This is a genomic window from Actinoplanes derwentensis (assembly GCF_900104725.1).
In the GTDB taxonomy this organism is placed as follows: Bacteria; Actinomycetota; Actinomycetes; order Mycobacteriales; family Micromonosporaceae; genus Actinoplanes; species Actinoplanes derwentensis.
This window is the reverse complement of the sequence record NZ_LT629758.1, coordinates 4,638,304-4,650,867: the sequence shown is the minus strand read 5'-3', so window position 1 is coordinate 4,650,867 and position 12,564 is coordinate 4,638,304. Positions and strand designations below refer to the sequence as shown.

Here is a 12,564-nt window from a genome sequence, read left to right as displayed (position 1 = left end):
TGAGGACGCACGAGGTGTGGGAGCGCGCGGTATGTGGGGGACGCACGAGGTGCGCGGGACGGGACGCATGGGACCAGGGTGGGGGCGTCGCCAGGCGGCCCCCCGTTTCCCGTGGTTCGGGGGAACCACGGGTGAGCCGCCTGACGACGAGTTCCGGAGGCGTCAGCCGATGGTGATCACGCGGGCCCACGTCGGTGGGAGATTCCGGCCGTAGCCGGGGTTGTCCTCGTCGATGCGGGAGCGGCGGGAGAACAAGCCGATCACCGTTCGGCACGGTGGCCGGTGGGACGGCCACGGGGTCTGGCCGTCGGTCAGGACCACCGTCACGTCGGGTCGGGTGGTCAGGGCCTTGGCGAAACCTTCGCGCAGGTCGGTTCCGCCGCCGCCGGTCAACGTGATCCCCTCGGTCTCGCAGATCGGGCCGGAGACGTGGGCTGCGGCGTCGCAGGAGACCACCCGGAGCAGGTCGCGGCCGCCACCGACGGAACGGGAGATGGCCGCCACTTCCAGCAGGGCACTGCCCAGTTCGGAGTCGCTGACCGAACCCGACGTGTCGATCACCACGGTCACCCGGGGCGGGCGGCGTCGCAGGCTCGGCAGGATCACCCCGGGGAGGCTGGACGAGCGGCGGGACGGGCGGCTCCAGACGTAGTCCTCGCCTGCTCCGGGAGCCGAGACCGCGGAGCGGACCGCGCTGCCGAGGAGCTGGCGCCACGGCTGGGGCGGGTGGGTCACCTTCTCCGCCCAGCGTTTCCAGCCGCCGGGGACGTCGCCGCGAGCATTGTTGATGCCTTGCGCCACCCGGTACCGGACCAGGGCCTGCTCCTCCGGGTCGAGAGCGTTCGCTCCGTCGGGGCCGAGTTCCCACGGGCGGGCCGAACCGTCGGCACCGCCACCGCAGTCCAGCCAGACGAGGCGGTCCAGGTACGGGCCCATGGCGATCATGGGCAGGTACTCCTCCATCAGTTTGCCGGACGGCAGATTCAGCAGTTCCGGGCCGATCGCCGCAGCGGGGCGGGGCAGTCCATCCCCGTACACATCGTCGTTGATCTCGAAATCTCCGGCGATGTTCATCCGTAACCGGTCGCCGGGGCCGGTGAGGTCCTTCGCGGTGGCCAGCCGGTCGCCGCGGCCGTGGTGGTCGCGCAGCAGGTGCGACACCTCGTGCACCCAGACCCCGGCGAGTTCCTCGACAGGGGTCGCCGCCACGAAACCGGGGGAGACGTAACACCGCCAGTAGCGGTCCACGGCCATCGTCGGAACCGTCCACGACAGAATCGGCTTCAACGCGAACAGCGCGGTCGCCAGGTATGGCCGGGCTTCGGCCGCGAAAAGCCGGGCCGCGTAGAGCTTCTCCCACTCGTCCGAGGTGAAGACAGCCCGCTGCGGCGAAACAGAGGCGCGGACGGCAGGCGAAAGCGGCGGGGAGGCCGAGGCTGACGGCGTACCGGAAAGGGTCATCGGGTTGCGCCCACCCGGCGGCGGATCGTCGCGGCCGGGGCCAGGCGTTCGATGGCGCCGGGGACCTCCCAGCCGTCGCGGCGCAGTGCGGCGAGAGTCGAGGCCGGCACCACGACCAGGTCCGGCGCGCCCGTCTCCAGAGCCCGGACCAGTACCGCCCAGGCCGCTTCCCAACGGGCGAGTCCGGGCCGTTTCCGGACCGCTTCGACCACGCCGTCGAGGGTGGCCTGCCGCAGGTCACCGCGTTCCGGCAGGACCGCCGAGGCCGGGTCGGCGAGCAGGGTCTCCGGGTCGGGCAGGTCCAGCCGGTCGAGGAACGCCAGTAGTTCCAGGCCGGGTCCGTCGCCGACGGTGCCGCGGACCAGCATCGACAGGACTTCGCGGGAGACGCCGGCCGCGGTGGCGAAGGCGACCAGCCGCAACGTCATGTCCCAGCTGCGCGGCGACGGCCACGGACCGCCCCGGCGGGATTCGCCGTCCGGAAGCCGGTGCACCAGTGTCGGCCTGGCGTCCAGGAATCCGCACACCGCGCGCCGGGCCAGAGCGACCGCTTCGGGGAGTCGTTCGTCGTCGAGCCGGGGCAGCAGGGCGCGCGGCCAGGTGCCGCCCAGCCCGCGGACCACCACTTCGTGCTGGAACGTCCACTGGAGATGCACGAACCGGTTGGCCAGCGGCGCACTCAGTTCCCATCCGTCGGCGGCCGACGAACGCGGGTTGGCGGCGGCCACGATCCGGACTCCGGGCGGCAGGGTCAGGGCGCCGACCCGCCGTTCCAGGACCACCCGCAGCAGGGCGGCCTGAACCGCGGGCGGGGCGGTCGACAGTTCGTCCAGGAACAACAGCCCGTGCCCGGCCCGGACCAGTCGCACCGCCCAGTCCGGCGGCGCCATCGGCACACCCTGGACGGCCGGGTCGTCGCCGATCACCGGCAGGCCGGAGAAGTCGGAGGGCTCGTGCACGCTGGCGATCACCGTGGTCAGGGGCAGTCCGAGCCCGTCGGCGAGCTGGTGGAGGGTGGCCGTCTTGCCGATGCCGGGTTCGCCCCAGAGCAGCACCGGCAGGTCGGCGGCGACGGCCAGGGTGAGGGCTTCGAGCTGGCTGTCCGGCCGCGGTTCGGTGCCGGTGGCGGTGAGCAGGGCCAGCAGTTCGGCGGCAACAGGCAAGGTGTCAAAAGTAGTCAAAGTCATCACCTTGTGATATTTCAGGCGGCAAAAGGCCGCAAAACGATTGATGGGGTACGCCCGGCAAAGAGCGAAGTGCCACGGAGTCGGATCACCGGCTCAGCGCCGGACGGAGCCACGTTTCGACGGGCGGCCGCGTTGGCGCTCGTGGGCCACGAACGGTCCGGCCAGGCGGGGCAGGATCCGGGCGGTCAGCCCCGCCCGGTAGAGCCCGTGTTCCACGACCCCGTCCGCCGCGTCGTCGAAGGCTTCCCGTAGGGCGCCCTCGATCTCCGCGTCCGGCCCGAGCAGTTCGGTGACCAGAGCCGTGGCCCCGTCCCGGTCGCCGTGGTCCAGGCGGGAGCGGACGTCGTCCAGCCAGTAGGGGTTCCGGGCGTCCGCACTGATGACCTGCAGGCAGGGCAGTGGCGTCCCGCCGAAGATCACGAGCAGTTCTTCCCGCCGCAGCTGATCAGGCTGATGATCGAGCGGAACGAGCTTCCCGTCGACGATCCCCAGCCGATGCGTCTCCCCCCGGCACTCGACGAGCCGAATCCCACCGCCGTCCCCGGCCGCCGTCCCCGTGCCGATGTCGATTGCGCGTGCCGGGCCGCCGGTGGAATGGCCGGATGGCTGGCCCACGGTGGAGCGGCCGGATGGCCGGCCGCCGGTGGAGTCCGGGGCGAGTGCCCGCGCCACGAGCGGGTGCAACCGGTCCGGGTGGATCAGGCCGGCGTGCAGGAGTTCCAGGTCGGGCGGCAGCCAGGTGGCGGCGTAGGGCAGGACCGGCTCCTTCGTACCGCCGCGGGTTGAAACGAACCGCGGACCGGGACCGTCGTCGCCGATGAGAAGCCGGCGCCCGTTCTTGAGCCGGACCGCTACCGGTCCGTCGTGTCCGTCGGCCGCCCGCAGGATCGCCGCTTCCGCCACCCACCGGTGGGCCGCATATCCGCAGTCCGCCGGAATCTCGGCCATCCAGGCCGGATCCCGATCAGCCCCCGTGACGGACGGCGCGCGGCCCGCATCGTGTGGTGAGTTGGGGTGTGAATCGAACCCGAACTCACCACGCAGATGGGGGTGCGGGCCGTGACCGGGAGACGAGCCGGGTGGGAGGCCGGAGCGTTCGCGCAGGTGGTCGGCGGCCCACAGGTGGGGGTGCAGGTCGAGGCGGAAGCGGCGGTCCGGGCGAGGGCGGGGGTGTGGCCCGGTGTCGCCGGTGCCGGGATCCCAGAGGGCGAGGCTGATCCGCTGGCCGAAGTCCGCCCAGCTCGGAGCGGTTCGGGCGACCAGGTGGACGTCGCCGTCGGGTCCGGGGTAGCGGGTCAGGGACATGGTGAGGCCGGGGCGCAGCAGGCCGTCGGCGATGGTCCGGGGCAGGTGCCAGCGCAGCAGATCCGGCGCGAGCCGCCGGAGATCCGTTCTTAGCTGTGCCGCGAACGCACGGCCACGAATGGCGGTCACGGCACGCAGATCGAGATCCACGTCGACGTGTGCGGCGGCGCACGCTCCGGCCCAGTCACCGGCGAGCCGGCGGGCGGTGGCAGTGATGATCATCGAGGCCGGCACGGCGAACTCCCGCACGTGCCGCCAGCTGTGGAGACGGGCTGGGCCGTCCACGTCAGGTGAGCGCATCAGCACTCAACTTGCGTGGACAGGACCCCCGTTTCGTTCACGAAGGTATTCATTGCCGGGGAGCGTACATCCTCCCCGAGCCCGGCGACCAGCCCCGGGTGCGGCCCCGTTCCTGAGGGGCGGAAGTCATGGCGGGGAATGTTCACCCGGCCGGGGGCTTGTGTAATCACTTTCGGACTTTCAAGCCGCATCGGCACATGAATGGATCTTGAATGGCAGGGATAACGGTCTGGTTGCGAAGAGGGAATAGTTGTCACTATCAGGTGATCGGAATGGCGAAATTCGATCAGCCAACTGTACCTTTAGTCCAGAAATAGTGGGACATAGCCTGGGTTTCCGTCGGGTGAATGATCGATGTCCTGGTCATTTCGGCCCCCCGATTCGTTGATCCGGCATACCTGACTCGTTCGATCGGCTATGGCTAGGTGCGCAGAGTGTTCCGGCCCGTTACGTTAAGTATGTGGACGGTGAAGATCGCTATTGGCGCGGAGTGGTTTCTACCTGGGCGGACGACAGTTTTCCCGGATCATCGGAAGATCTGTCTACCCCTGGTCCTCTGAATGGACACGGGGCGATAAAAAGGATTGTGCGTCCTGCGTTCCTGACAGGTCGACGGCCCGGCCACCGCCGGCGTCCATCAACGAGGGTGGTGTGATGATCCGGGTCGTCGTGGTCAGAGACGAGGGGTACTTCGGTGTCCCGGTGCGAGCGTTCCTCGAGACCGCACCGGACATGCATTACGTCGACACTCTGCCGATCGGCGGCGACCTGGCGCAGCGTGCCGCGCAGTTGTGGCCGTCGGTCGTGGTGATCGACACGCAGTACATGGTCAGCCAGGTCCTGCCGATAGCCGACGAATTACACTCGGCGATCCCGTCGTGTTCGATGCTGCTGCTCTGCGACCCGTCCAAACGCGGCATGCTCCCGCCCCGGCGGTGGAACGGCGGGCTGAACTTCCTGATCAAGGACACGTCCCCGGCTTCGCTGGCGGATGCGGTGCGGCGCCTGGCGCGGGGCGAGCGGGTGGTGTCGCCGATGCTGCAGGCCGCCTCACTCAACACCGACCGAGGGCTGAGCACCCGCGAGCTGGAGGTGCTGGGCCTGGCCGCCGAGGGCGAGTCGGTGAAGGAGATCGCCGGTCGGCTTTACCTCTCCGGCGGAACGGTCCGCAACTACCTCTCCGCGATCATTTCGAAGACCGGTGCGCGTAACCGGCTCGATGCCATTCGTATCGCCCGAAAGCAGGGTTGGCTGCGTTGACACCTCGGCGACCGGTGAAGACGGGTAGCTTGGGAACGGATGCCGAGTCACCAGATCGATGTCCCCGCGCTGCCCGTGCTGTTGCCGCTGGGCGTCATCCTGATGATCGTCGTCGGGGTGCTGCTGCACCGGAGGGGCCGGTTGAGCACGCCGCGGCTGCTGGCCGGCTGGTGTGCCGGGTGGTACGGGGTCGCCGTCCTCGGCGCGACCCTGCTCCCGATGCATCTGGGCTGGGGTGACGGCGCCGGCGGCCCGGACCTCTACCGGCTGATCCTGATTCCGGTGCTGGAGATGCGGCCGCTCGACTTCCTGCTCAACACGGTCATGACGATGCCGCTGGCCACGGTGCTGCACGTGGTGTTCGGGGTGCGGTCCGAGCGCCGGGTGGTGTGGACCGGGTTCCTGCTGAGTCTGGCCATCGAGTCGACCCAGCTGACCCTGCTGCTCACCCTGGACGGCAACCGCTGGGCGGACGTGAACGATCTGATGTCGAACACTCTCGGGGCCTGGCTGGGCTATCTGCTGCTGCGGCGGTTCATGCGTTCCGAACGCTTGAGCCGGGCAGTGGAAAGCTGTTCTTTCGCCCGAACCGGCCACGGTACGCCAGCAGCGGTGCGATGAACCGCCGTCCGGGCCGGGCCGAGATCCGCTCGTAGAGGCTGCCGACCGCCGAGGCCAGGTGGTCGGCGTCGTACCGTGCCCCCGCCGATCGGCCCGGTAACCGCGTGCCGCCCCGCTCGGCCAGGCACAGCAGCTCCGCGCGCAGGGCCCGGGGCAGCGATTCCCGGTCCTGGGACAGCCGGTGGGTGCCCGGGACCGGGGCCCGCGCGGCGGCCCGTTCCGCCAGCGGGACGCACGACCCGTAGACCGCGGGCAGCCCGGCGGTGACCGCTTCCAGGGCGGCCAGCCCGAACGACGTCTGGCCGGGTGAGGCGAACACGTCCATGGCGCAGTACATCGCGTGCGGATGGGCGACCGCCCCGGCGAACAGCACCCGCCCGGCGACACCCTCGATGACCGCGAGCCGTTCCAGGGCGGCGCGCGACGGCCCGTCGCCGACCAGCAGCAGGACCGCGTCGGGAACTTCGGCGATCGCCCGGATCAGCAGGTCGAACCGCTTGTCCGGCTCGAACCGGCCGACACCGCCGACCAGCGGGACACCCGGGGCGACGCCGAGCCGGGCCCGGGTGGTGCCGCGCAACGCCGCATCGAAGCGGTACTCGGCGGGGTCGATCGCTTTCGGGATCGTGGTGATCCGCCGCTGCGGCACGCCCCAGCCGCGCAGCCGGTCGGCGATCGCGGCGGACCCGGCGATGGTGATCTGGCCGAGGCGTTCGGTGGCCAGGTAGAGCGGGCGGGTGACGGCGCCGAGGTGGTGTTCGGTGGCGACCACGTGCGGCACCCCGGCCAGCCGGGCGGCGACCCGGCCCTGCACGTTCGCCTGGTAGAGGTGGGTGTGCACCAGGTCGTAGCGGCCGGCGCGCATCAGTTGCCGCAGGTGCCGGACGACCGCGGTGTCGTGGTCGCGCACTCCGATGATCCGGTGCACCGGGACCTGTTCCGGGGCGAGGCCACCGGGTGACAACGCGACGATCTCGTTGTCGTACGGCAGGCGGCGCACCAGTGACCGCAACTGGTGTCCGGCCTGCGGCTCCAGCGTGCTGATGACGTGCAGCACCCTCATTCTTTTCCCCCGGTCGCATTCTCGACAGAACGCTTGCCCAACCCGCACCGATGACGCTGCCGGAAATAGTGCTACAACGGAAGTCGCAGATGTCACGCCTAAAGTGAGTAATTCTCGCCGTCGATGTGACATCCTCCGCCGAATGGCCAGGTGGGCAGGCCCGAAAGTATCTGCCGAAAGTGCCGATCAGTGAATGTGAAATTCATTCATGTAGCGTATGACAATTGCTACTGTAAACCGTCCTCCGGTGCTGCGAGTCTAAATTTGCGAAAGCCAAATCGGAGCGGCCGCATTTCACTGTCCGGAAATGCATTTGCGCACGCTCGCTTTTCCTTGATTCGAGCTTTGAGGAATCCGCGGCCGGTCGCGCCGGCATCGTACGAGGGGGAATCCATGCAGGTACGGCGACGAGCGTCCGGCGATTCCAGCGCCGACGCGACTCCCGGTGAGTGGCGTGGCCCGGGACCACATCCGGTCGCGTGGTACCGCAAGGCCCTGCCGGGCCGGGCGGCACGAGCGGTCACCGACGCGGTGGCACTGGCCAGCGCGCTGCTGATCGCGACACTGCTGCGACACGACGGCCACATCGGTGAGGTCGACTTCACCGGCCTGGTCGTGCTCTCCGCGGCCGCCGCGGTCGTGCAGACCGCGGCCGGCATCCATTTCGGGCTCTACACGGGCCGCTGGTCGTACGGCTGCTTCGAGGAGATCGCCGCCCTGGCCCGGACCGCCGCCGTCACCACACCGGCGCTGTTCCTGCTGGACACCCTGATGGGCCGGCTCGTGCCCCGGTCGGCGATCATCGCCGCCGGGCTGATCGCGCTGGTGTTCACCGCCGGCGTCCGCTACACCGTGCGGCTGCTGCACGACAACCGGCTGCGGCCGTCACCCGAGCACGGCACCCGGGTCGTCGTGATGGGCGCCGGCGAAGGCGCCACCCAGGTGCTGCGGGCGATGCTCCGCAGCCCGCAGAGCCCGTACGTGCCGGTCGCCCTGCTCGACGACGACCCGGCCAAGCGCACCTTCCGGGTGATGGGCGTGCCGGTGTCCGGCACCCGCGACGACATGGCCGACGTGGTCCGCCGGTACCGCGCCGAAGCCGTGGTCATCGCGATCCCCAGCGCCAGCGCCGAGCTGATCCGGGCACTCACCGAGATGGCCCAGCCGCTCAACGTGGACCTCAAGGTCGTCCCGCCGGTGGTCGAACTGTTCGGCCGCACCGTGCGGGTCGAGGACATCCGGCCGGTCAGCCACGCCGACCTGCTCGGCCGCCGTGAGGTCGGCATCGACCTGGAAGCGGTCGCCGGATACCTGGAGGGACGCCGGGTGCTGGTCACCGGCGCGGGCGGCTCGATCGGCTCGGAACTGTGCCGTCAGCTGGCCCGGTTCAACCCGGCCCAGCTGGTGATGCTGGACCGGGACGAGTCGGGGCTGCACGCCGTACAGCTGTCGCTCGATGGTCGTGGGCAGTTGGACGACCGCAATCTGGTCGTCGCCGACATCCGTGACCTGCAGCGCCTGGACGAGGTCTTCGCCGAGCACAAACCGCACGTGGTGTTCCACGCCGCCGCCCTCAAGCACCTGCCGCTGCTGGAGATGCACCCGTCCGAGGCGCTGAAGACCAACATCATCGGTACGTACCAGATCCTGCAGGCCGCGATGAAACACAACGTCGATCGCCTGGTGAACATCTCCACCGACAAGGCCGCCGACCCGTGCAGCGTCCTCGGCTACTCCAAGCGGATCACCGAACGGCTGACCGCCGCCGCCGACGCCACCGCGACCGGCACCTACTGCAGCGTCCGCTTCGGCAACGTGCTCGGCTCCCGCGGTTCGGTGCTCACCGCCTTCACCGCGCAGGTCGCGGCCGGTGGCCCGATCACCGTCACACACCCGGACGTGACCCGCTACTTCATGACCGTCCAGGAGGCGGTGCGGCTGGTCATCCAGGCCGGCGCGCTGGAGAGCAAGGGTGAGGTGCTGATCCTCGACATGGGCGAGCCGGTCCGGATCGCCGACGTGGCCAAGCGCATCGCCGACGCCGCCGACCAGCACATCCAGATCGTCTACACCGGACTGCGCCCGGCCGAGAAACTCGCCGAGGTGCTGCTCGGGCCGGACGAGCCGGACCACCGGCCGAACCACCCGCTGATCTCGCAGGCCCCGGTACCGCCGCTGGACGGTGCCGTGCTGTCCCTGCTCGACGCGTCCGCGCAGCGCGACGAACTGATCGCCGTCCTGCACTGGCTGTCGGAGAGCCCCGCCCTGCCGAAGAAGCCGCACCCGGTCATCACCGGCAAACAGCGCCGCTCGCCGGAGAACGTCGTACCCGGCCCGCGCTCGTGAAGAGCAGGCGCAAGCCCCGAATCCCGAGAATCAGCAAGGAGAGAGTTCCCATGCGGGTCGTCATCGCCGGTCAAGGCTACGTGGGGCTGCCGCTCGCGGTCCGCGCCGCCGAGGTCGGGCACACCGTCGTCGGCTTCGACGTCGACGACGAACGGATCAAACGGCTCGCCGCCGGGGAGTCGTACGTCGACGACGTCTCCGCCGAGGACCTGCGGACGGTCCTCGCGAGCGGCTCCTTCCATCCGTCGTCCGACCCGCGGTCCTGCGCCGGTTTCGACGTCGCGGTGATCGCCGTCCCGACACCGCTGCGCGAGGGCACCCCGGACCTCAGCTACATCGAGGAGTCGGCCCGGCTGCTGGCCCGCTACCTGCGGCCCGGCGCGACCGTCGCACTGGAGTCGACCACCTACCCGGGGACCACGACCGAGCTGGTCGGGCCGTTGCTGGAGGAGGGCTCCGGGCTGATCGCCGGGGTCGACTTCCACCTCGGGTACAGCCCCGAGCGCATCGACCCCGGCAACCGCGAGTTCAACCTGGTCACCACACCCAAGGTGGTGTCCGGCATCAACCCGTCGTCGCTGGCCATGGTGCAGGCGTTCTACGCGTCGGTCGTCGACCGGACCGTCCCGGTCGCCGACACCAAGGTCGCCGAGCTGGCCAAACTGCTGGAGAACACCTTCCGGCACGTCAACATCGCGCTGGTCAACGAACTCGCGGTGTACGCCCACGACCTAGGCATCGACGTCTGGGAGGCCATTGACGCGGCGTCGTCCAAACCGTTCGGCTACATGCGGTTCGTGCCCGGCCCCGGCGTCGGCGGCCACTGCCTGCCGATCGATCCGTCCTACCTGTCGTGGCGGGTGCAGCGGACCCTCGGGCAGAGCTTCCGCTTCGTCGAACTGGCCAACGACATCAACAACCACATGCCCGACTATGTCGTACGGCGCCTCGTGACCGCCCTCAACAAACGCCGCAAAGCCGTCAACGGGTCGACGATCCTGCTGCTCGGGCTGGCGTACAAGAAGAACACCGGCGACGCCCGCGAATCACCCGCCCGCCGGGTCGCGTCCCTGCTGCTGGAGATGGGCGCGGAGGTCCGGGCCGCCGATCCGCACGTGGTCGAGGACGCCCACGTCGACAGCCGGGTCGAGATGGTCGCGCTCACCGCCGAGCAGGCCGCCGCCGCCGACGCCGTCGTGCTCCTCGCCGACCACGACGACTTCGATCTGGACCTGGTCCTGCAGCACGCGCCGTACGTGCTGGACACCCGGCGCCGCCTGACCGGCGCGAACGTCGAATCACTGTAAACGGGGGTAACCGTGCGCTCTGTCTGGAACGGACTCAACCGGCTGACCGCTCTGCTCATGCTTCTACCACTGGCCCCGCTGATCCTGGCCGTCGCCGCCTGGATCCGGATCGCCGACGGCAAGGGTGTCCTCTTCGTCCAGGACCGGGCCGGCAAGGACGGCGTCCCGTTCCGGATGCTCAAGTTCCGCTCGATGGTCCACGACTCGGTGGCCCTCAGCGCGAAACTCGGCATCGACGACCCGTTCGGCCTGGTCGAGAACGACCCGCGGATCACCCGGTGCGGCCGGATCCTGCGGCGCACCAGCCTCGACGAACTGCCCCAGCTGCTCAACGTGCTCCGCGGGCAGATGAACCTGGTCGGGCCGCGCCCCGACGTACTCCCACAGGTCGCCTGCTATTCGCCCGAGGACGCCCGGCGGCTGGAGGTCAAGCCGGGCATCACCGGGTGGGCGCAGGTCAACGGGCGCGACGACATCGACTGGCCGCAGCGGTTCGAACTCGACCGCTGGTACGTCGACAACTGGTCGCCGCGGCTCGACCTGAAGATCCTGTGGCGGACCGCGATCACCGTCAACCGCGGGGAGCCGCCGGTGCACGTCGACTCGCACAACATCACCCGGGCCTCGTCTCCTGAAGAGGTCTCCCGTGCCGCTTGATCCACCTCGGGAGATCGGCTCCGAGTTCCACTGGGATCCGGCCGTCCTGCTCAGCGATGAGCGGGGCGGCCTGCCCGGCTGGCTACCGGAACGGCGGTCGTTGTTCGCCACCGCGGCGGGCGCGCTCAGCGCTCTGCTCGGTTCCTTTCCAGGGCGGTTGCACGTTCCCTCGTACTTCTGCATGGGGGTCGCCGAATTCCTCTCCCATCAGATGCCGATCGTCTTCTACCGGCATCTGCCCGGCGGCACCGGACCCGACTTCGGCACGCTGCGGGTCCGCGACGGCGACGTGGTCCTCGCCCAGAACCTCTTCGGCTGCGAGGACGGCGGGCCCTGGGACGACTGGATGCGCGCCCACCCCGGCGTCCCGGTGGTCGAGGACCACTCGCACGATCCGTTCAGCTCGTGGGCCTGCGCCAGCACCGCGTCCTACGTGGTCGCCTCGCTGCGCAAGACCCTGCCGCTTCCCGACGGCGCACTGCTCTGGTCGCCGCGCGGGCTGGACCTGCCGGAGCCTTCGGGGCCGCCGGCTCCGGGCGCCGATCTGAAACTCGCCGCGATGCTGCTCAAAGGTGCGTGGCTGGACGGGCGGCCGGTGCCCAAGGACCATTTCCGGCGGCTGCAGACCGCGGGGGAGAGGCAATTGCTGGGCAGTGCCGGGCCGGCGAGTGCGGTCACCGCGGCGTTGTTGCCGCTTCTGGACATCGCGGGCGTACGGTCGGTGAGCGCGCTGAACTCAGCTGAAGTGGCGGCGGCGCTCGGGGTGAAAGCGGGCGGGTTCCGCGTACAGCTGATGTGCCGATCGTCTGTCGAGCGTGATGAGCTGCTGCGCTTTCTCGCTGGGCAGGGCATCTACGCGCCGGTGCACTGGCGGCAGGACCGGGACGGGTTCTGGAGTGCGGATCCGGCCGCGGCCGACCTCGCCGACCGGATGCTGACCCTGCCGGTCGACCACCGATGTGGACCCGGTGATCTACGGCGGATCGCGGAGGCGGTGAAGTCCGGGTCGAAAGGATCATCGATGAGTTCTATGATCTGAGCGTGAGGCTCGGATCTA

The 12,564-nt window shown here is 69.8% G+C and carries 10 protein-coding genes; 6 read left to right on the top strand and 4 right to left on the bottom strand.

What is annotated here, in order from left to right:
- Nucleotides 1-162: 162 nt before the first annotated feature.
- The 3 genes from BLU81_RS20575 to BLU81_RS20565 all read right to left on the bottom strand — a co-directional run bounded on the left by BLU81_RS20575 (nucleotide 163) and on the right by BLU81_RS20565 (nucleotide 4,253).
- Nucleotides 163-1,461, bottom strand: a complete 1,299-nt coding sequence (locus tag BLU81_RS20575) for a vWA domain-containing protein (protein ID WP_092546174.1) — start codon at nucleotides 1,459-1,461, stop codon at nucleotides 163-165.
- Nucleotides 1,458-2,648: an AAA family ATPase gene (locus tag BLU81_RS20570; protein ID WP_092557372.1), complete on the bottom strand. Its 1,191-nt coding sequence runs from the start codon at nucleotides 2,646-2,648 to the stop codon at nucleotides 1,458-1,460. Before BLU81_RS20570 ends, BLU81_RS20575 begins: the two co-directional genes overlap by 4 nt.
- Nucleotides 2,649-2,741: 93 nt before the next feature.
- Entirely contained in the window at nucleotides 2,742-4,253 is a 1,512-nt protein-coding gene (locus BLU81_RS20565; protein ID WP_092557370.1) for a hypothetical protein, read from the bottom strand.
- A 654-nt stretch (nucleotides 4,254-4,907) separates the two neighbouring features.
- On the opposite strand from BLU81_RS20565, the gene BLU81_RS20560 reads away from it, so the two are divergent.
- A complete protein-coding gene (locus BLU81_RS20560) occupies nucleotides 4,908-5,513 on the top strand; it encodes a response regulator transcription factor (protein WP_092546173.1) in 606 nt (201 codons plus the stop codon).
- 39 nt (nucleotides 5,514-5,552) lie between these two features.
- On the top strand, nucleotides 5,553-6,134 hold the full coding sequence (locus tag BLU81_RS20555; RefSeq protein ID WP_092546172.1) for a VanZ family protein: 582 nt from the start codon (nucleotides 5,553-5,555) through the stop codon (nucleotides 6,132-6,134).
- On the opposite strand, the gene BLU81_RS20550 is transcribed toward BLU81_RS20555, so the two are convergent.
- The gene (locus tag BLU81_RS20550) at nucleotides 6,049-7,197 is read right to left on the bottom strand and encodes a glycosyltransferase (protein WP_092546171.1); all 1,149 of its coding nucleotides are present in this window, start codon (nucleotides 7,195-7,197) and stop codon (nucleotides 6,049-6,051) included. The two genes, BLU81_RS20555 and BLU81_RS20550, sit on opposite strands and share 86 nt — an antisense overlap.
- A 393-nt stretch (nucleotides 7,198-7,590) precedes the next feature.
- Between BLU81_RS20550 and BLU81_RS20545 the strand changes: the two genes are divergently transcribed.
- Genes BLU81_RS20545 through BLU81_RS20530 form a run of 4 tightly spaced genes read left to right on the top strand, consistent with a single transcriptional unit; the run spans nucleotide 7,591 to nucleotide 12,546 of the window.
- Nucleotides 7,591-9,543, top strand: a complete 1,953-nt coding sequence (locus BLU81_RS20545) for a nucleoside-diphosphate sugar epimerase/dehydratase (RefSeq protein WP_092546170.1) — start codon at nucleotides 7,591-7,593, stop codon at nucleotides 9,541-9,543.
- 50 nt (nucleotides 9,544-9,593) lie between these two features.
- Nucleotides 9,594-10,850, top strand: a complete 1,257-nt coding sequence (locus BLU81_RS20540; RefSeq protein WP_092546169.1) for a nucleotide sugar dehydrogenase — start codon at nucleotides 9,594-9,596, stop codon at nucleotides 10,848-10,850.
- Between the two features lie 12 nt (nucleotides 10,851-10,862).
- A complete protein-coding gene (locus BLU81_RS20535; protein WP_231954669.1) occupies nucleotides 10,863-11,507 on the top strand; it encodes a sugar transferase in 645 nt (214 codons plus the stop codon).
- Nucleotides 11,497-12,546: a hypothetical protein gene (locus tag BLU81_RS20530; RefSeq protein ID WP_092546168.1), complete on the top strand. Its 1,050-nt coding sequence runs from the start codon at nucleotides 11,497-11,499 to the stop codon at nucleotides 12,544-12,546. Before BLU81_RS20535 ends, BLU81_RS20530 begins: the two co-directional genes overlap by 11 nt.
- Nucleotides 12,547-12,564 lie beyond the last annotated feature (18 nt).

Excerpts from the sequence above, each read along its gene's own strand:
- BLU81_RS20575 (WP_092546174.1), bottom strand. The coding sequence starts at position 1,461 with ATGACCCTTTCCGGTACGCCGTCAGCCTCGGCCTCCCCGCCGCTTTCG.
- BLU81_RS20570 (WP_092557372.1), bottom strand. The coding sequence starts at position 2,648 with ATGACTTTGACTACTTTTGACACCTTGCCTGTTGCCGCCGAACTGCTG.
- BLU81_RS20565 (WP_092557370.1), bottom strand. The coding sequence starts at position 4,253 with ATGCGCTCACCTGACGTGGACGGCCCAGCCCGTCTCCACAGCTGGCGG.
- BLU81_RS20560 (WP_092546173.1), top strand. The coding sequence starts at position 4,908 with ATGATCCGGGTCGTCGTGGTCAGAGACGAGGGGTACTTCGGTGTCCCG.
- BLU81_RS20555 (WP_092546172.1), top strand. The coding sequence starts at position 5,553 with ATGCCGAGTCACCAGATCGATGTCCCCGCGCTGCCCGTGCTGTTGCCG.
- BLU81_RS20550 (WP_092546171.1), bottom strand. The coding sequence starts at position 7,197 with ATGAGGGTGCTGCACGTCATCAGCACGCTGGAGCCGCAGGCCGGACAC.
- BLU81_RS20545 (WP_092546170.1), top strand. The coding sequence starts at position 7,591 with ATGCAGGTACGGCGACGAGCGTCCGGCGATTCCAGCGCCGACGCGACT.
- BLU81_RS20540 (WP_092546169.1), top strand. The coding sequence starts at position 9,594 with ATGCGGGTCGTCATCGCCGGTCAAGGCTACGTGGGGCTGCCGCTCGCG.